This window comes from Adlercreutzia sp. CNCM I-6216 (assembly GCF_977113345.1).
Map to the genome: position 1 here is coordinate 50,982 of NZ_CDSBIE010000001.1, position 19,618 is coordinate 70,599.

Sequence of the window (19,618 nt, forward strand, 5' to 3'; positions counted from 1 at the left end):
CCGCGCGAGGCAGCACGCCCGCGCACCGAGACCCCGACGAAGGAGGCGCTTTTGAAGACCATCACGTTCGCCGTGCCCTGCTACAACTCGGCAGCCTACATGGATCATTGCGTGGAGACGCTGCTCGCCTGCGGCGAGGACATCGAGATCCTGCTCGTGGACGACGGCTCGACCAAGGACGACACGGCGGCCATCTGCGACCGCTGGCAGAACGAGTACCCGGACATCGTGCGCGCTATCCATCAGCCCAACAAGGGCCATGGCGGCGCAGTGAACACGGGGCTCGCTCACGCGACGGGCTTCTACTTCAAGGTGGTCGACTCCGACGACTGGCTCGATCCGGCGGCCATGTTCCCGCTCATGGTGTACTTGCGCAGCCAGCTGGACGCGCCGGTACCCTGCGACATGGTGGTGGCCAATTACGTCTACGACAAGGTAGACGAAGGCGAGCAAAAGGTCATGGGCTACGGCAATGTGCTGCCCGAGGGCTATGAGTTCGGCTGGGACGAGGTGGGCACCTTCCTGCCGAGCCAGTACCTGCTCATGCACTCGGTGTACTACCGCACCGAGATGCTGCGCAAGATGCATCTTACGCTGCCCGAGCACACCTTCTACGTGGACAACATCTTCGTCTACGAGCCTTTGGTCTACGTGCGCACCATGCGCTACTTCAACGTGGACGCCTACCATTACTTCATCGGGCGCGAGGACCAGTCGGTCAACGAGAAGGTCATGATGGGTCGCATGGACCAGCAGCTGCGCGTCACGCGGCAGATGATCGACAACGTGGATCCGCAGGCTGTGCGCAACCGCCATCTGCGCCACTACCTGCGCAACTACCTCTCCATGATGATGTGCATCTGCTCGGTGTTTCTGCGCATGCGCGGAGGCGAGACCGACGAGCAGGATCTGAAGGACATATGGGCCTATTTGAAGGAGCAAAACCCGTCGCTGTACCGCCGGGTCCGCTCCAACGCGCTGAATCTGGCCACGAATCTGCCCACGGAGGCCGGCGAGAAGATCGGACTCAAGGGCTACCAGATCGCCCAGAAAATCTTCAAGTTTAATTAACGTCGTGTGTTCGCGGTATAGAGCTCCAGAAGGCCGCGGAGGGCGAGGGTCTGGTCGACGGTGACGGCGTGCGCCATGAGCGCGGCGATGGTCTCGGCGTCTTGGCCCACGAGGATGACGGGGGTCGTGTAGCCGCAATCGGCCCAGATCATGTCGATGAGGCCGTCGATGCGGGCCACCTCCCCCATGACGATGCCCGCCTGCATGGCCTCGACGGTGGTGCGGCCGAGCAGCGACTTGGGGGCTCGAAGCTCCACGGCGGCCAGCTGGGCGGCCCCGCGGGCCAGCGCCTGGGCGCCGAGTTTCATGCCCGGGGCGATGATGCCGCCGCGGAAGGCTCCCGTCTCGTCCAAAAGCTCGAAGGTGGTGGAGGTACCCAGATCGATGACGAGGGCCGGCGCGCCGTAGGTGCTCTTGGCGCCCACCATCTCGGCGACGCGGTCGGCGCCCACGGCCGTGGGATCGGAGAAGTTCATCTTCAGCCCCGTCTTAAGACCTGGGCCTACGGTGAGCGGGCGCGCGTCCGTGAGGCGCCGCGCCGCATCGGACCACACGCCGGTGAGGGCAGGGATGACCGAGGCGATGATGGTCCCGTCGGCCAAAGGAGCGCTCTCGGGCAGGTCGATGGCGTCGGGCGCGTCCTTTTCGATGGGCGCGAGATTGCGGGCGAGGGCGTCGAAGAAGCCGAGAACGCAGGCCACGGCGCCGTCGGCTGTCTCGGCGGAATCTGTGGGAACGGCCCACTGGGAGACGAGTCGTCCATCAACTGCCAGCCCGATCCGCGTCCGCGTGTTCCGTATGTCGATCGCCAAAACCAGCGCCATAATCGCTCCTCTTTTCACTTGTTCCGCTCGTGTACTTTCCGCCAGTGATGTCTCGCGTGGCCCTGTTTTAGCGGAAATTTTTCGTTTTGGGGATGAGTGAATGCCACTTCGACCCCGAAATGGTAATCCACCCATGGCCATTTCGGGCCTCAAATGGCATTTCGTACCATTACGGGCTTCAACTGGCATCCCGGGGTGCCAAAACGGGCTCGAAGTGGCATTTGCTCGTGAGTTTTCGAAAAACTCGAGTACATGATGGGCCCGCTGGTAGGGAGCTACTTGTAGTCCTCGACGTTTTTGGAGGAGGAGCCGGTGGTGTTGCCGGATTGGCGCAGCTCGAAGCCGAAGCGCACCGTGCCGTCGCCGAAACGCTCCTGCAAAGCGTCGGTGGCGGCCAGAAGGCTGCGGCGCTTTTCCTCGTCGCGGATGAGCGCCTCGCTTTCAACCGCGTCTGCGTTGTCATCGCCCCCAAGGACGGCGGCGTCGAAAAGCGCTTCCTGCACCGGGGCGCCGTCCTCCTCGAAATGAGTCACGGCGACGCCGAGCAGGCGCACCTTCATGCCCGGCGCCCACAGCTCCCTCGCCAGGCGGTGCACCACGGGGGCGAAGGCGATGTCGTCGTCGGTGGGGACGACCAGCGCGCACTGGGCTGAGCGCGTCGTGCGATTGTCGTAGCGCATCTTCACGGCCACGGTGCGTCCCTTGAGCCCCTTGCGACGCAGGCGACGCCCCACCTTCGCCGAAATGGTGGAAAGCGCCGCCATAATGTCCTCGCGCGTCTCCAGATCATGGGCGTAGGTTACCTCGTTGGAGACCGACTTCACCTCGTCGTCCTCGGCCACTTCCGACCGGTCGCGCCCTAAGGCCCGGTCGCGCATCATCTCGCCGTTCTTCCCGAAGATCTTCCGCAGAAGGGCGCCGTCGGCCCGGCCCATGGCTCCCAAGGTGCGCACGCCGTGGGAAAGGAGCGTCCTCTCGGCGGCTGCCCCCACGCCGGAGAGCGTGCGCACGGGCAGCTTTTCCAGGAAGGCCGCCTCCGTGCCGGGGAAGACCACGGTGAGTCCTCGGGGCTTGTCGCGGTCCGAGGCGATTTTCGCCACGGACTTGGAGGTGCCCACGCCGATGGAGCAGGTGACGCCGAGGGCGGTCACGCGCTCCTGGATGCGCTGGGCCACGAGAACCGGGTGCTCGGTGTTCACGGCAGTGGGGGTGACGTCCATAAAGGCCTCGTCGATGGAGACCTGTTGCACGTGGGGCGTCTCGTCTCGCAGGATGGCCATGATGGCGGCGGACACCTCGCGGTAGCGGTGGAAATGGCCATGCGTCCAAATGGCCTCGGGACACAGCGCTCGTGCTAGCGACGAGGCCATGGCGCTGCGCACTCCGAAGGCGCGGGCCTCGTAGGAGCAGGTGGAGACGACCCCGTGGGCGTCCGCATCGCCGCCGACGATGACGGGCTTGCCCCGCCAGGCCGGGTGGTCAAGCTGCTCGACGGAGGCGAAGAAGGCGTCCAGATCCACCAACAGGATGGCCGGGCCCTCCCACGGCGGCAGGTAAGCGTCGCTATCGTTCACTGGCCAGGAAGAACAGGGCCATAGTGCCGGGGCCGGAATGGGCGCCGATGACCGGATCCACGTAGTTGATGAGGATGTCGGTGACGCCGAAGCGCTCTCTCACGAGGTCGGCCACGTACTCGGCGTCCTCGATGCAGTCGCCGTGGCTGATGAACACGGTCTGATCCGCCACGGGAGAGGTGGCCGTCTGCTCCATATGATCGACCAGCGCCTTCAGCGACTTTTTGCGCCCGCGCACCTTCTCCAGCGGAATGAGGTGGCCCTCGTCGTCCACGTGCATGACCGGCTTGATGTTCAGAAGGGTGCCGGCCCAGGCGCTCGTGCGGGAGACGCGGCCGCCGCGGAACAGGAACATGAGGTCGTCCACGGTGAACCAGTGGGCCAGATGCAGCTTGTTGGCCTCCAGCCAGTCGCGAACCTCGGTGATGGACGCACCCTCCTCGCGCATCTTGGCGGCGTACCAGACGAGCAGCCCTTCGCCCATGGAGGCGGCCAGGGTGTCCACCGCGAGCACCGTGCGGTCCGGGTAGGCGTCGGCCAGCTCGGCCAGCAGAAGGTCGATGGCCTGGTAGGTGCCGGAAAGCCCGCTGGAGAACCCGATGTAGAGCACATCCTGGCCCGAGGCAAGAAGCCCCTTCAGCAGCTCGCGGGAGTCCTTCAGATTCGGCAGCGACGTCGTGATGACCTTGCCCTCGCGCATCATGGTGTAGAACTGCTTAAGGTCGGTCTTCTGCCCCTTGAGGTAACTGTGATGCTCCTCGCCATCCACCATGAACGTGAGCGGAAGGATATGTAGGTCGAACTGGTCGATGACCTCCTCAGTGAGATTGGAGGAGGAATCGGTGACGATGGCGAAGGCCATGGAGGGCTCCTTATCGGGTAGGGGGCTGCATTTTGCGGCACGCTGCTGCGCATCCGATATTCTAGCGCAAATCGGACCCATTGCACCTGCTGCGGCTAATGAAGCCTTTCCTGAGAAAAAGTTGTAACCATTGCCCGCGTCGCGCCCCCTTGCCGTATACTTTGCAAGATACGCTCACAGGCGCCGCCGTCGCACTTCGACGGCCGTGATATAGAGGAACCCGAGACGTGGAAGAGGGACGAACTGTGTCGAACAGCTACAAGGACACCATGAACCTGCCCGAGACCGATTTCCCCATGCGGGGGAACCTGCCGGCCCGCGAGCCCGAGCGGCTCGCCCAGTGGCAGGAAATGGACATCTACCGCCATGTGCTGGAGAAGAACGCCGACGGCAAGCCCTTCGTGCTGCACGACGGCCCTCCTTATGCCAACGGCCCCATTCACATCGGTCACGCCTTCAACAAGATCCTCAAGGACTTCGTCGTTAAAAGCCACGCCCAGCGCGGGTACTTCACCCCCTACATCCCCGGTTGGGACTGCCACGGACAGCCCATCGAGCATATGGTGGAAGTGACGCTCGGGCCAGAGAAGATGGCCGAGATCTCCCAGGTGGAGCTGCGCCAACGCTGCCGCGAGTGGGCCGAGAAGTACGTCGACATCCAGCGCAACGGTTTCAAGCGCCTCGGCGTGAACGCCGACTGGGAACACCCCTACCTCACGTTCATTCCGAACTACGAGGCCGGCAACGTGGAGATCTTCAAGGATCTGTACCTGAAAGGCTCGGTCTACCGCGGCCGCAAGCCCATCCACTGGTGCACCCACTGCCATACGGCGCTCGCCGAAGCGGAGATCGAGTACTCCGACGAGGTGTCGCCTTCCATCTACGTGAAGTTCAAGCTGGACGCCATGCCCGGCGTGTTCGAGGCCTCCGGAGCCGAGGGCGACGCCTACCTGCTCATTTGGACGACCACCCCCTGGACGCTGCCGGCGAACACGGCGGTGTCGCTGGCGCCGGACGCCGACTACGTCATGGTCACGGTGGGCGGTGACAACCTCATCATGGCCAAGGAGCTGGTGGAAACCGTGGCCGAGGTGGCCGGCTGGGAGGACTATGATTTTGTGCGCGGCGCCGACGGCGAGCCGGTGGCGCTGACGGGCAAGCAGCTGTTCGGCCTCACCTACACCGCGCCCGTCCGCCGCGACATCAAAGGCACGGTCATCTACGGCGACCACGTCACCTTGGACACCGGCACCGGCGCCGTGCACACGGCCCCCGGCCACGGCCAGGACGACTACCTCGTGGCGCTGGAGTTCGACATCCCCATGCTCATGCCCGTGGACGACAACGGCGTGTTCACCGGCGAGGCGGGCCAGTTCGCCGGCCTTTCCACCGACGAGGCCAACCCGGTCATCATCGACTGGCTGCGCGAGCAGGGGACGCTGGTGGCCGAGAAGAAGATCAACCACTCCTACCCGCACTGCTGGCGCTGCCACGAGCCGGTCATCTTCCGCGCCACGGACCAGTGGTTCGTCTCCATGGACAAGAACGCCCTGCGCGAGGACGCCCTGCGCGCCATCAACTCGGAAGTGGAGTGGATTCCCGCTTGGGCCAAGAACCGCATCGGCGCCATGGTGGCCGACCGTCCCGACTGGTGCATCTCGCGCCAGCGCAGCTGGGGCGTGCCCATTCCCGTGTTCAAGTGCGCCAAGTGCGGCAACACCGTGGCCACGGCCGAAACCTTCGATGCGGTCATCGAGCTGTTCAACACCAAGGGCGCCGATGCCTGGTTCACCGAGGCTCCGAGCGAGTATCTGCCCCGCGGCACCAAGTGCGAGGTGTGCGGGGGCACCGAGCTCATCCCCGAAAAGGACATCCTGGACGTGTGGTGGGAGTCCGGCGTCTCGCACACGAGCGTCTGCCGCCATCGCGCCGAGACCGACGGCCTCACCTTCCCGGCCGACATGTACCTGGAGGGCTCCGACCAGCACCGCGGCTGGTTCCAGTCGTCGCTGCTCACCTCCATCGGCGCCTACGGCGTGCCTCCCTACAAGTCGGTCATGCACTGCGGCTTCACCGTGGACGAAGAGGGCCGCAAGATGTCGAAGTCGCTCGGCAACGGCATCGATCCGGAGGAGATGTGCAACAAGTTCGGCGCCGACGTGCTGCGCCTTTGGGTGTCGTCCTGCGACTACTCCCAGGACGTGTCCATCTCGGAGAACATCTTGAAGCAGGTCTCGGACGCCTACCGCCGTTTCCGCAACACCTTCCGCTTCCTGCTCGGCAACTTGAACGATTTCACGCCGGATGACTTCGTGGAGGACTGGGACGCGCTCGAGCCGCTCGACCAGTGGGCCCTCGTGCGCCTCTCGCAGCTGCTCGCCGATGTGGAGGCGTCTTATGAGTCTTACCGCTTCAACAGCGTCTACCGGGCCCTATACGATTACGTGAACGACATCTCCGCCGTGTACATGGACGTTACCAAGGATCGCCTGTACGCCGAGGCGCCGGCCTCGCCGCGCCGCCGGGCCGTGCAGACCGTGCTCATGAACATCCTGGAGGTGCTCGTGCGGGTCATGGCCCCCATCCTGTCGTTCACCACCGACGAGGTGTGGGAGTGCTACCCGCCGGCCTTCCGCGCCATCGAGGGCCGCGAGGCCTCGGTGCAGCTGGCCGGTTGGCCGTGCGCGCGCGACTTCGTGCCCGCCCTTCCCGCCGACGCTGGCGCGCAAGTGGCGACCATGGAGGAGATGATGGCCGTCCGCGAGGTGGTCACCAAGGCGCTGGAAGAGGCCCGAAACGAGAAGATCATCGGCAAGAGCCAGGAGGCATCGCTTACCGTGACGGCGCCGGCGGCCCTCGTGGCGACCGCTGGCTCCTTCGACCCGTCGGTCTTCGAGGAGCTGTTCATAGTGGCCTCGGTGCAGTTTGTGGAAGGCGACGGCGACGAGATCACGGCGGCGGTCACGGTGGCCGAGGGCGAGAAGTGCCCGCGCTGCTGGAACATCCGCGAGCTCGGTGGCAACCCGGATCATCCGGACGTGTGCGAGCGCTGCGGGGACGCGCTGGACGCCATCGAGGGCGGGGCCGAGTAAGTGGCCGCTCCCGAGACGCTAGCCATCGAGAAAGAGCAAGGGGAGGCCTCTGCCGTGGAGGAGAGGCTTCCCAGCCGGCGCAAGCGCAACGCCGCCATCTTCGTTCCTCTTGCCGCTCTGTGGCTTGTCCTCGACATCGCCACGAAAGCTTACTTCAACGGCTTCTCCGTGGGCCAGGTGGTGGCCGGTCCCTTTCTTGGTCTGGTGCAGTTCCGCCTGGTGCACAACACCGGTGCCGCCTGGGGTATGTTCGATGAATCGACCTTCGCCCTCGGAGTGATGTCGGTGCTCGTCTGCGTCGCGCTCACGGTGTATTTGTTCACGGCCGGCAAGCGCGCCGGCGTTATGGAGACGGTGGGGATCGCGCTGATTGTGGCCGGCGGCTTGGGCAACGCGCTCGACCGCTTCACGTTGGGCTACGTGGTCGATTTCATCGACACGGTGTTTATCAGCTTCCCTACGTTCAACGTTGCCGACATCGGGGTTACCTGCGGGTTCGTGCTGTTCTTCGCGGGGACGCTCTGGTCCATGAGGAAGGATGCGCCCGCGAAGGAGGTCGCATCGGAGGAGAAGTAACCTGTTCGGGGGATGACCCTCTGGCAGGACGTCGATAGAATGGATGCCATGTCACGCTCGCTTTGCCATATCGTCGCCACCGAGGACGCTGGAAGCCGCCTGGATGCCCTGTGCGCCGCCCGGGGGCTCTACGCTTCTCGCTCGGCCGCCGCGCGCGCCATCGAGGAAGGCCGCGTCTTTGTGAACGGCGCCACGGTTTCCAAAAAGCATGCCGTGGCGGCGGGGGACACCATCGTCTACGAGGTGGACGACGAGCCGGAGTCCGTGGTGGTCTACGGCGAGCCTATCGATCTGGATATCCGCTTCGAAGACGAGGACATGCTCGTGCTCTCGAAGCAGATCGGGCTCGTTTGCCACCCCTCCGTCGATCATGCCCACGGCACGCTGGTCAACGCGCTTATCTGGCACTGCGGCGAGGAGAACCTGTGCAACGTGCAGGGCGAGGAGGCCGACCGGCTCGGCATCGTGCACCGACTCGATCGCGACACCTCGGGCCTCATGCTGGCGGCCAAGACCGATGAGGCCGGCCGCGAGCTCATGGCGCAAATTCAAGATCGGGCGGTCGACCGCCACTACATTGCGCTCGTTCACGGCATCATGGCCCACGACACCGGCATGATCGACGCGCCCATCGCGCGCTCTGCCGACGAGCGGTGCCGCATGGCCGTGCGCGACGTGCCGAGCGCGCGGGAGGCCATCACGACGTTTCGCGTGCTTGAGCGCTTCGAGGCCGGCCCCAAGGACGACGGCTACAGCCTCATCGAGTGCAAGCTTTTCACGGGCCGCACCCACCAGATCCGCGTGCACATGCAGTACACGCGCCATCCAATCGTGGGCGATCCGGTGTACAACGCCCACGGCCCCCGCGACGCCCGGGCCCAGCTGGGGCTGCGCCGCCAGTTCCTACACTCCTACAGCATCGCCTTCGAGCACCCGACGACCGGCGAGCCCATGGCCTTCGCCGACAATCTGCCGCGCGACCTGCAGGAAGCGCTCGATTCGCTGGCCGCGCGCTCGCTGGGCAAGACCGAGGCGGGGCGCGAGGTGGCCGAGCTCATGGCAACGTCGCCCGTCCCTTCTGTGGAAGGAGAGGTACCCGATGAGTAGGAAGCAGGCCGCCGCCCCGCGCAAGGTGGGCGTCATCATTGCGAACACGGGAACGCCCGAGGCTCCCACGAGAAAGGCCGTGAAGAAGTACCTCTCGCAGTTCCTCATGGATCCGCGCATCTGCCCCATGCCGCGCCCGGTGTGGTGGACGCTGCTGCATACGACCATCCTGCGCAAGCGCTCGCGCGCCTCGGCGGAGAAGTACCAGAAGATCTGGACCGAAGAAGGTTCGCCTCTCGTTGCCATTACGGCTTCCCTGGAGCGCGGCCTGAACGACTACTATGCCGAGCAGGGGCTGCCCGTCGTCGTGCGCGCCGGCATGAGCTACGGAAAGCCCTCCCTCAAGCGGGCGGTGAAGGAGCTGAAGGAGGAGGGCTGCACCGAGCTTGTCGTTTTGCCCATGTACCCTCAGTCGGCGTTTTCCACCACCGGCTCGGTGGGCGACGGTGTGGCCAAGGCCGTGCGGCGGGCCCGGTTCAAGGGCGATGTGCGCCTTGTCGACGGCTACGGCGAGGATGCCACCTACGTCCGGGCCGTGGCCGCCTCCATCCGCAACGCGGGCTTTTCCGAAGAGTCGGGGGATCGGCTCCTGTTCTCGTTCCATTCCATTCCGCTGAAGGACATCGAGGCGGGGGACACCTACGAGCTGCAGACCGGGGCCACGAGTCTTGCTGTGGCCGGCGAGCTCGGGCTCGATCGCCGAAGCTGGACCATCAGCTATCAGAGTCGCTTCGACAAGGGCCGCACGTGGCTGTCGCCCTTCACGCGGCCCACGCTGGAGCGTCTGGCCCAGGCCGCCGAGCCGGGCAGCCGCCTGTTCATGGTGTGCCCCAACTTCTCGGTCGATTGCCTGGAGACGCTCTACGACGTGCCCTACGAGTTGGAGCCCCTCTACCGTGCGGTGATCGCGGGGCAGAAGGTGAACGCGGACGAGGAACCGGGGGCCTTGGAGAACACAGGCAAGGCCGCCGCCCGCTGCGATGACGCCCATGCCGACTTGGCCGACGCGCGCCGCCGCCAGCGCGCTGCCGACGATTTCCGCCGCGGCGCTCACCGCCAGCGCTCCGACGACGAGGCCTTCATCTACGTCCCCTGCCTGAACCGCTCGCGGGCGCACCTCAAGGTGCTCACCCATATCCTCGCTCCCTACGTGGGAGATGAGGCTTGAGCGCTTTGTAAGTCATAGCAGGAGGGCAAAGCGTGGATGATTACAGCGCGGGCGAAACCATAGGCTTCTCCGCTCAGCTTGCCGCAATTTATACGGAGCTATCGAGGTACAGTAGTCTGTTCTGCCGGGCTCGTTTCGGTCTGTCGGTGACAGAATACGAGCTGCTCTTATGTCTGTGGGAGGCCGAGACGCCCCTTGGCTTCAATCAGCTCTCCGACTTCCTCATGCTGAAAACGAGCACACTTTGGCATATGGCCCCCCCGTTGATCGACCGGTCTCTTCTCGCGGCGGAAAGCAGCGATGAGGACAGGAGGCGGGCGAGACTCTCCCTTACCGAGAAGGGCCGCTTGCTGGCCGAGGAATGCTGCCGCGACCTCTTCGCCTTCTCGAAGGGGGTGGCGCAGGAGTCGTTGCCCGATGTCGAGTACAATCACTATCTGAGCACGGGCATAGGCGGCAACCTCGACATCCTGCGCGGGCATGAGGCTGATTTCGAGTTGAGGCGGGTGCCGGCAGACGGTCAGGGCGTCGAGTTCACCCTCTTCACGAGAGCCATCTTGGAGCGGTGGCGGACCTGCGTGAGAAAAGAGTGCGGCTTGGCGTTCAACGAGTTCCGCGTGCTCCATGCGCTTTCCGGGGTTCCCAGTTTGCGCATACAGGATATATCAGACAGGCTCCTGTCGCCGCGCAGCCATGTGTCGCTGAGCAAGCGGCGGCTTTGCGAAGCGCACCTGGCAAAGGAGATGCCCAACCCCTTCGACAGTCGCTCGGTGCTGGTCGGCCTTACGGCCAGAGGCCAGCGAACGCTCGATCGGGCCCTGCCCGCTTTGGATGCCATTACGATCCCCGCGCACAACCCTGGTACAGATGAGGCCGTGATGATTCTGAGGGCATGGCACTCGCGGATGTACTACAACCTCAAGCGCAATCACGCTACATTACTTGAGTCATTTTAACAAAAACCGTCATTTTTAAAATTGGAAAACCTTTGTGAGCAGCCATAGCTATTGAGCAAATGGGTGTCTATATTGACATTGTTTTTCGTTTTCCTCCTTCCTAGAATGCATCGCGTCAACAGAAGTTGGCGTACCTCGAAAGGAGTGGGAAATGGAGAAGGTAACGAGAAGGGCTTTTATTGGCGGCGTGGGAGCCATCCTTGCCACGGGCGCCATGGCGATGAGCGGCTGCGCGCCGAAGGACGATGCGAAGCAAGCCGAACTTTCCGCCACGGGAAGCGACCAGCCGGAAGCGACGGTGCCGGACGAGACGCTCGAATTTGACATTGCCGTCGTAGGCGCTGGCTGTTCCGGCCTTGCCGCTTGTGTCCAGGCAGCCGAATCGGGCGCATCGGTTATCTGTATCGAGGCGAAGAGCATTGCCGGCGGCGCAGCGGGCGGCGTCGAGGGTCTGTTCGCCGTGAATTCCCAGATTCAGAAAGATCAAAACATCACGGTGTCCATGGGCGAGATGATTCGCACCGAGCTTGAGCAGAACCAGTACCGCAACAGCGGCTTGGTGCTCCGAGATTTGGTGAAGGCGTCGGGCGAGGATATCGACTGGCTCGTATCTAAGGGTGTGCGCTTTGGCAAGGTCGACAACTATGTGGGCTTCCATCCGATTTTCCACTGGTTCGAGACCGGCACGGGCGCTGAGAGCTATATCGTGCCCATGAACGAGGCGGCCGTCAGCGAAGGGGTGGAGTTCCTTTTCGACACCCATGCCGACGAGCTCATCTGCGATGAGGACGGCTCTGTTGTCGGTCTGTTTGCGACGAAGACCGACGGAACCGTCGTCCAGGTCAATGCGCGCGCGGTTATCCTGGCCACGGGCGGCTACGCCGAGCGTCTCGATTTGCTCGCCGAGTTTGGGTACACCGAGGAGAACTGCATCCCCACGACCATGGGCTGCGACGGCTCGGGCCACGATATGGCCATCGCCGTTGGAGGCGCCAGCAATACCTCGAATATGGGCATGCTCGGCGGCACGACGGTCCCCGATCTGCCTGCGTTCTTCGAGGGCGGTTATTTCTGCTCGGTCATGAACTCCCTGGCCAACATTCCCTGGGTGCTGTGGGTGAACGAGCGGGGAGAGCGCTTCGTCAACGAGGACTTGTCCCTGGCGAACCATATGATTACGGCCAACCCCATCCGCATGTGCAAGCAGGCATTCATCCTCATGGACGAAGCCATGATGAACGACTATGTGGCCGGCGACGCTCAGGGACTCAAGGAGCTGGAGGACGGCCAGGCCAAGGGAATCATCTTCAAGGCGTCGAACTGGAAAGACCTTGCCTCGTCGATTGGAGCCGATGCCGAGATTCTCAGCGAGACGCTTGAGAGCTACAACGGTTGCTGCGAGGCCGGCGACGACTCCGATTTCGGCAAAGCCTCGGAGTTCATGCGCCCGCTCGCGATGGAGGGCACGGTGTATGCCGTAGAGATCAAGAGCAGTCTGGGAAAGACCATGGGGTCTTTGAAGACCGACCGCAACTTCAATGTGGTCGACGAGCAGGCAGAACCCGTCGCCGGCCTCTATGCCGTTGGCGTCGAAGGCGCGATGATCTGGGCGAACGTCTATACGATGAACATCTCCGGATCGTGCGGCGCCCACAATATCTACTCGGGTCGCACGGCCGTTCTGCACGCGGTGGAGACGCGGCTGTAATCGCGCTCGGCAAGGTACCCTCCCTCTGAGAGGCGCTCTGCGGAGCGCCTCTTTTTACGGGCGCAAGCCGCCGGCATCGTAACTGACAGCGTACATGTTGGTGATGGGCGGGTCGTTCACGTCGAGAATCTGCGATTTGGCGTTCATTCTTAGGCTGTCGACAGCGGTGAAGAAGCGCCCACCGCCAGCGCTCCGACGACGAGGCCTTCATCTACGTCCCCTGCCTGAACCGCAGCAAGGCCCACCTGAAGGTCTTCACCGCCGTGCTCGCCCCTTACGTGGGCGATGGGGAATAAGGGGGTTCCGAAAAGGCGAGGCGCCGGGAACCCGAAGGCTCCCGGCGCAAGAGGAAGAGAAGAGGTGGCGAAGTGAGCCGCTAGAGATCGGCGATAACGGTCTCCGCCATGAGGTACCCGTAGTTCATGGCGGCGTCGAATCCCATGGCGTAGGGTCGGCCGTCCTTCTCCTCGATGGAGCCGCACACGTCACCGGCGGCATACAGACCCGCTACGGGCTTTCCGTCTTCGGTGAGCACGTGCCCCGCAGTGTCGATGGCCAGTCCTCCGGTCGTCAGGTAGAAGGTGGGGATGCAGCTGACGATCCAGATGCCGTTGTAGGTGTCGAGGTAGGGGAGGTTCTTGCGCCCGAACTCGTCTTCCTCGCCGGCGAGGGCATGGGCGTTGTGGGCCTCGATGGTGGCCTCCAGTTGGGGCAGGTCGAGCGCCGCGGCCGCGTCTTCGACTGAGGCGAAGTGAACCATGTCCCCGCGTCGTTCGAGACACTTGTAAGTGTCCATGGCGTAGAGCTCATTCTTGTTGGTGGTGATGCGCCCCGACTCATCGGTGATATAGAAGAAGGCGCCACCGTTGGCCGCATCGCGCAAGCCACGTCCGAGCATCCCGTGATTGTCGGACATCATGTTGCCGAACTGCGCTCCCGAGGCGTTCACGATAATGCCCGGTGTCGTCTGGTAGAGGAAGGCGATCTCGAAGTTGGAGCCTGCTTGGCTCGTCGTCGAGAGGAACGCGCCGAGCTCGCGGCCCATGCATTCCACGGCACCGCCGGCCTTCTGGCCCATGAGAATGCCCTCGCCGGTGGATCCCGGCGCGCAGTTGAACTTGTACTCGGCGTATTCGGGATAGTGCTCGGCGATCATCTCGGGATTCGCGGCGAATCCGCCGGTAGTGAGGCAGACGGCCTTCGCGGTCACCGTCCAGGTGGATCCGTCGCGCCCTTCAGCCAGAAGGCCGGTCACGCGCCCGTCCGAATCCTGCGAGAGCTCAGTGACCTTGGTAGCATAGATGATCTGGCCGCCAAGCGCGCCCACTCGGTCGACGAGGAAGTCCTTGGCGTATCCGCAGCCGCCCATATAGCAGCCGGGGGCGAGATAGGGAGTTACGCCGTAGGCTGGGTTCACGCCGAGGCTGTAGAAGCCAACGCCCATGCCATGCAGCCAGTCCACAAGCTTTCCGGAATTGTCGTACATCGCGGTCTGATAGGGCATCGCGCCATCGAAACGGTCGTTCTCGGGCACGAGGTACTTGCTCATGATCGCCAACATGCCTGCCTTGCTGAACATGGGGTTCTCGTCGTGCCGTCCGACTGCGTAGTTCGCCTGCAGCTCCGATTCCGCAGCCGCCACGCCCGAGTAGGTCATCGGCATCGAGCCGCCCGCGATGTCCTGCTTCTCGAAGAGGACGACCGACTTGCCGGCTTCCAGGAGACGGACGGCGGCGATGAGTCCCGCGGTGCCGACCCCCGCAAGCGCAACATCCACCTCGACGGCTTGGTCGGTCCCGCCGCTCGGCTCTGCGGCTCCCAGGCTGAAGGTCGCCAGGTCGCCGCCGGCGTTCATGATTGCATCCGAGACGGCGTTCCTGACGGCGATGGAAGTGGTCGTCGCGCCCGAGACGACATCAACGTCGAGATTTTTCGCTTCGAGGATTCGCGCCGCCATCATGGGGGCCGCCGTCGTGCCGATGCCAATGGTGTCGTCGCATCGCAGCACGCGAATCGAGGCGAGGTCTCCGTTGGCCACAACTACCTCGGCAATCAGCTCGTCGTCGTGGCCCATGGCCGTGCCGATCCATTTGCCGTCAGTGAAGATTTCGGGGATCCCTTTCTCGGCGCCGGTGTCCGGCATGGCTCCTTGATCAGATGGCGTCTGCTTTGGGGCGGAGCATCCGGCCAGCCCTCCGACGGCGGCTGCTCCACCGAGAGCCAAGGACCCCATGATAAAGTCCCTGCGATTGAGCTTCATAAGCGCATTCCCTCCTTTTGGGATTGTTGGTGCCGCGACTCAGTGCTTGCGCGGCGTGGACCTTTGGAAGTATGGAACGCAATCGCGGCGGCCGCGACCCCGAAAATCGGTGCATTTCTTGCGAGCGATACGCCCGCCCGTATGACCGAAAATTGGGTATCTTTTCGAATAAGGCCTGATCAGCTGTATGCAGTATTCGAGTTTGTAAAAAATGAGGCATTCGGGTTATGGGCGAGCATGTGCGAGCAGTAGAATAGTCCGAATTGCGAAAGGGGAGGTGTCGATGGCCGACGGGCTGGCGAAAACATTGGCAGGAGTGCTCGGCTTCGGTCTCTGCAAGACGGCGCTTGGCGTGGCTTATTTGACAGCGATGGGGTCGGTGTTTTCCAATGTCGGCTTTATCTCGGAGCTGAGCTTTATGACCCCCATGCTCGTCGCCTCGCTTGCCACGGCGTCTCTGATCGTGCTCGGGGCGCGCAGAGGGCGTCTTTCGCCTGGATCACTCAAGCAATATCCTGCCGTGCTCGCGCTGTCCCTAGGGTTTCTCTTTGGTGGTGCGAATTTGCTCCCTGGTCTTCCCGAGGGCGCTCTCGCTCTTGTCTGCGGTCTGCTCTGCGGCTTCTCCTCCACGGTTCTCAATACCGTGTGGCTTGATGTGCTCTCCGCTGAACGAGATGTGGTCGCGCCGACCATCCAGATCATCGGTGCCCTCATTGTCCAGTGCATCCTCATTCCCCTGGCAGTCGATATCGATCGCTTTTGGGCCTTTGGGCCGCCGATCGTGGCAGTGTGCCTCTCGGCCCTGCTGCTCGCCTACAAGAAGCGTGGTATGGTCTTTCCTGCGAGGAGCATTCTTGCGCCCGCTGATTCGTCAAAGCGACGCGATCTGGCTCTCGCGTACCTTTGCGTATTTGTCCTTGTGGGGGTCGTCGGTATTTTGCATACCGCCGTGCTCGGCTCGCAATCGGAGCATTTGGTCGGCGATGTGAACATGTGGGTGCCGCTTGCCGTCGCGACGCTCGTCACGCTGCTCATGGCGATCGTCGCCCTCAGACGTCCCCATCCGACGTCGGTGTATCGGGTTTGTCTGCCGTTGCTGCTTGTGGTTTTGTCGCTTCTGCCCTTTTTCGGAGATGCGCTGGGAGGACTTGTCGGTCTTATCGTGATCGTCTGCTACGACGTCTGCGGCATGGTGTTCTTACTCTACATCGTCGACTGTTCGCGCCGCCTCGATCTTTCTGCCTACCTTCTTGCGGGTGCTTATTTGGGAGGTTCGGCTCTTTCCCTCCTTGCGGGCCTAGGCATTGGCAGCGTATTGCGAGCTCTGAGTGTTGATTACGGCCTTTCCTTGCTCACTCTCCTTGCCTTTGCGGCCATCTATCCGTTGGCTGGTGTCTTCATGTTCGGGCTTCGGAAGATTCAGCGCCGGTCGACGACTGATGCGGATGAGAGCGCGCGGAGTGGGGTCGATGTTCGAGAGGACGCTTCGAAGTGCGAGAGCAAGCACGAAGCGAATGCTTTTACCCAGGGTTCCGCCGAAGAAATCCAAAACGAGCTGAGAGTGATCGACGATATTCTAGAGAGCGGCGTTGAGGTAATTGCCGGCGAAAATGGACTCACGCGGCGCGAGAGGGAGATCTTGGGCTATTTGGCCCGCGGACGCTCGGCGCGCTATATCGCAGAGGATCTCGTGATTTCCGAAAACACCGTCTGGGCCCATGTTAAGCGCATCTATGCAAAGACGGGCGTCCATACTAAGCAAGAGCTTATGAGCTCTGTTGAGCAGGCGGCCCTGAGAAAGCGGCAGCAATGATGCGACAGTCGTGACGGTTGGTCCGATTGCGGTGTCCGCTGAGCTCGTCCCTTGCGTGGTCAATGCGGAATAGGACAGGACTGCGCCGCTCGCGTTTGTAAGTTAGGTTGTTCGCCCGGAAGGCAATTCTGGATTGGCCGGTAGTGGTGTCCTCGTTTGGAAAATGTGCTTTTTTGGATTGAATTCTGCATGAGCCCGAGTCTTGCGTTCAAAAAAAGCACATATTCCAGATCGGCGTTTCCAGAAAAGCACATATTCCAGATTGAAGTGGATGGTTCTCGGCTCGCATTTCAATGTCGAGAGATTTCATAGGACGTTGACCTGGTGTTTTATCGGAATACCCTTCAAGCTATCCCAGCAAAGGTCGAGAGTGACTTGGAAAATGTGCTTTTTTGAAAGGCCGCGTAGCTTCCCCGGAACAGAGCTTCCAGAAAAGCACATTTTCCAAATGTAATACGCTGTCGCTCACCCAGAATGCTGCGTGGCAGGGCTGCTTGGGCAGAAACAAAGAGAAAGGCTCTCCGAAGAGAGCCTTTCTAGCTGGAATGCCGCAGCCGCAGGGAGGGGGAGGCCGCAGCGGAGTAAGCGGTTTCGCGCGCGGGCGCTTAGGCCTCGGCGAGTTCGTGGCCGAGCAGGTAACCGAAGGTAATGCAGCGGCCGTGGGAGTTGCCGGCGACGTTGATGGGGTAGTCCACCGCGGTGATGTCGCCCATGATGTTGCCGAGCACGTAGAGGCCCTCGATGACCTCGCCGTTCTCATCCAGGCACTGGAAGTCATTGTTGCACTTCAGGCCACCGCAGACGGCGAGCAGCGCCGGACCGACCTTCAGGGCGTAGAAGGGGCCCTGCTTCACGGGCGTGAGGAATACGGGCTTCTTGTAGTAGTCGGTGTCCTCGCCCGCCTCGCACATGCCGTTGTAGCGGTCCACCGTGGCCGTGAGCGTCGCGGCGTCGCAGCCGATCTTGCCGGCGAGCTCCTCGATGGTGTCGGCCTCATAGGCCATGCCCTGCTCGATGTACAGCGGAATCTGGGTCTTGAAGTACTCGGGGGCCAGCTCAAGATCGCTGCCGTAGGGACGGAAGGAGTCCCAGAACATGCCGCCGCCGTAGGGCAGGCCGTTCACGAGGTCCGTCGGCCAGTTGGCGTCGAAGACCGACCAGGCCTCGCCGTTGGGCTGCTTGTTGATGGCCAGGGACTTGCCCTGTACCCAGGTGTCCTCGCACATGAAGCGCTCGCCGTTGTCGTTCACGAATAGGAAGGGCCCGTGGAACCAGCAGAAGGCCTGGGGATGCATCATCGTGGGGAAGGGGAGATCCTGCAGCTGCGCGCCGACCCACATGCCCATCTTGTGGCCGTCGCCGGTGTTCACGCCGGCCGGGGTGTACTGGCTGCGGGGCTGGCCGTACTCGGCGCAGATGGGGGCGTAGGCTTCGCACATCTCCGGGCTGCCGCCGATGTCGCCGGTAGCGAGCACGACGCCCTTGGCAGCGTTGTATTGCACATAGCCCTCGGCGGTCTCGCAGATGCAGCCGCACACCTTGCCGGAGTCGTCCTTCACGAGCTGCACGGCAGGGGAATCGAACACGAACTCGGCGCCGTCTTTCACGGCGTCCAGGTAGCACAGTTCGGCGCCGGCGAAGCCGGTGGAGGTAAGGCCGGCCTCTTCGGGGATCATGAACATATGGTATCCCGGCTGCTCGGCGTAGACGTCGTCGTGGCTGTAGAACGCGCCCACCATGGCGGAGCCACCCAGGGCCTCGCACTTGTCGATGAGCCAGTTGGAGGCCTCCTCGGAGTTGTTGAAGAACTTCACGATAAGGTCCTCGTTGGTGCGGCTGGCGCACTGGGCGATCCAGTGCTGCTTCGCGTTCACCTTGTCCACGACGATGTTCTGGGCCTCCATGTAGCGCGAGTTGATGGCGCCGAAGCCGCCGCCGCGCCCATTGAAGCTACCCGTTTTCTCGACGACGGTCACCTTGCCGCCCTTCTCGGCCGCAGCGGCCGCGCAGGCGCAGCCGGAAAGCCCGGCGCCGATGACGAGGATGTCGGTGTCCACCGTGGAGGCGATGTCCGTGATGGGCTCGGGCGCGATCTCCCACTCGTAGGTCGCGGTGCCCGTAGCGGGCATGGTGGTGCCGCCGGTGGTAGCGGGCGCGGCGGCATCGCTCTGGGGCGCCGGGGAGCAGCCGGCCAGTCCGGCCACGGCGGCTCCTGCGGCGGCGGTGGCGCCCAGGCCGAAGAAGGCGCGGCGCGACAAACCCTTGGCATTGATGTCGGTCATAGGATCTCCCTTTCTTCTCAGCGCGAAGCCCTCCGCCTCGCGTCTGTCCTTAGGGGAACACCGATCGGAAACGGTTGCGTCTTCCCGTCTCGGCATTGTCCTCCCGCCCTATAGACTGACAAAACGTCAGGTGCCATTCATCTGCCGAAGGGGCTCATTTTCCCCGTTCAGGCAAAAATGAGCCGAAGTGGCCCATAGCCATTTTTGAGTACTTTGGTAGTTTTGGAAGAGAAGGAAACAGCTCGGCCCGCGAGAAGGCCGACTGTGCGCTATGCTGCAGGGCGCGGTTGCGGCCGCGGCTTTCGCGGAAGGTCTTGGGAGGGGC

The 19,618-nt window shown here is 63.0% G+C and carries 13 protein-coding genes; 8 read left to right on the plus strand and 5 right to left on the minus strand.

Annotated features, from left to right (window positions below):
- Positions 1-51 precede the first annotated feature (51 nt).
- Positions 52-1,071 carry a glycosyltransferase family 2 protein gene (locus ACYVRU_RS00245; RefSeq protein ID WP_278572078.1) on the plus strand — a complete coding sequence of 340 codons (1,020 nt, stop codon included), beginning with the start codon at positions 52-54 and terminating at the stop codon, positions 1,069-1,071.
- Here ACYVRU_RS00245 and ACYVRU_RS00250 read toward each other — a convergent pair.
- The 3 genes from ACYVRU_RS00250 to ACYVRU_RS00260 all read right to left on the minus strand — a co-directional run bounded on the left by ACYVRU_RS00250 (position 1,068) and on the right by ACYVRU_RS00260 (position 4,331).
- Positions 1,068-1,895 (minus strand): type III pantothenate kinase, encoded by an 828-nt coding sequence (locus tag ACYVRU_RS00250; protein ID WP_114548379.1) that lies wholly within the window; start codon positions 1,893-1,895, stop codon positions 1,068-1,070. The genes ACYVRU_RS00245 and ACYVRU_RS00250 overlap by 4 nt on opposite strands.
- 275 nt (positions 1,896-2,170) lie before the next feature.
- Entirely contained in the window at positions 2,171-3,469 is a 1,299-nt protein-coding gene (gene dinB / locus ACYVRU_RS00255) for a DNA polymerase IV (protein ID WP_278982080.1), read from the minus strand.
- Complete coding sequence (locus ACYVRU_RS00260) at positions 3,459-4,331, minus strand: DegV family protein (protein ID WP_161127212.1); 873 nt, start codon at positions 4,329-4,331, stop codon at positions 3,459-3,461. The genes dinB and ACYVRU_RS00260 overlap by 11 nt, the downstream gene beginning before the upstream one ends.
- Before the next feature lie 245 nt (positions 4,332-4,576).
- Between ACYVRU_RS00260 and ileS the strand changes: the two genes are divergently transcribed.
- From ileS to ACYVRU_RS00290, 6 genes are all read left to right on the plus strand, one after another.
- Positions 4,577-7,423 carry an isoleucine--tRNA ligase gene (gene ileS, locus ACYVRU_RS00265; RefSeq protein ID WP_461185576.1) on the plus strand — a complete coding sequence of 949 codons (2,847 nt, stop codon included), beginning with the start codon at positions 4,577-4,579 and terminating at the stop codon, positions 7,421-7,423.
- A complete protein-coding gene (gene lspA / locus ACYVRU_RS00270) occupies positions 7,424-7,999 on the plus strand; it encodes a signal peptidase II (RefSeq protein ID WP_278572068.1) in 576 nt (191 codons plus the stop codon).
- 48 nt (positions 8,000-8,047) lie between these two features.
- Complete coding sequence (locus ACYVRU_RS00275; RefSeq protein ID WP_114539175.1) at positions 8,048-9,106, plus strand: RluA family pseudouridine synthase; 1,059 nt, start codon at positions 8,048-8,050, stop codon at positions 9,104-9,106.
- Positions 9,099-10,274: a ferrochelatase gene (gene hemH / locus ACYVRU_RS00280; RefSeq protein WP_114539094.1), complete on the plus strand. Its 1,176-nt coding sequence runs from the start codon at positions 9,099-9,101 to the stop codon at positions 10,272-10,274. The genes ACYVRU_RS00275 and hemH overlap by 8 nt, the downstream gene beginning before the upstream one ends.
- A gap of 32 nt (positions 10,275-10,306) precedes the next feature.
- Positions 10,307-11,230: a winged helix DNA-binding protein gene (locus ACYVRU_RS00285; RefSeq protein ID WP_114539093.1), complete on the plus strand. Its 924-nt coding sequence runs from the start codon at positions 10,307-10,309 to the stop codon at positions 11,228-11,230.
- A gap of 151 nt (positions 11,231-11,381) precedes the next feature.
- The gene (locus ACYVRU_RS00290; protein WP_461185577.1) at positions 11,382-12,938 is read left to right on the plus strand and encodes an FAD-dependent oxidoreductase; all 1,557 of its coding nucleotides are present in this window, start codon (positions 11,382-11,384) and stop codon (positions 12,936-12,938) included.
- A 376-nt stretch (positions 12,939-13,314) separates the two neighbouring features.
- Here ACYVRU_RS00290 and ACYVRU_RS00295 read toward each other — a convergent pair whose 3' ends face one another.
- Positions 13,315-15,081, minus strand: coding sequence for an FAD-binding protein (locus ACYVRU_RS00295; protein ID WP_461185578.1), 1,767 nt, complete (start codon positions 15,079-15,081; stop codon positions 13,315-13,317).
- A 400-nt stretch (positions 15,082-15,481) separates the two neighbouring features.
- On the opposite strand from ACYVRU_RS00295, the gene ACYVRU_RS00300 reads away from it, so the two are divergent.
- Complete coding sequence (locus tag ACYVRU_RS00300) at positions 15,482-17,011, plus strand: helix-turn-helix transcriptional regulator (RefSeq protein ID WP_417004231.1); 1,530 nt, start codon at positions 15,482-15,484, stop codon at positions 17,009-17,011.
- Positions 17,012-17,616: 605 nt separating this feature from the next.
- On the opposite strand, the gene ACYVRU_RS00305 is transcribed toward ACYVRU_RS00300, so the two are convergent.
- The gene (locus ACYVRU_RS00305) at positions 17,617-19,293 is read right to left on the minus strand and encodes an FAD-dependent oxidoreductase (protein ID WP_302233752.1); all 1,677 of its coding nucleotides are present in this window, start codon (positions 19,291-19,293) and stop codon (positions 17,617-17,619) included.
- Between the last annotated feature and the right edge of the window lie 325 nt (positions 19,294-19,618).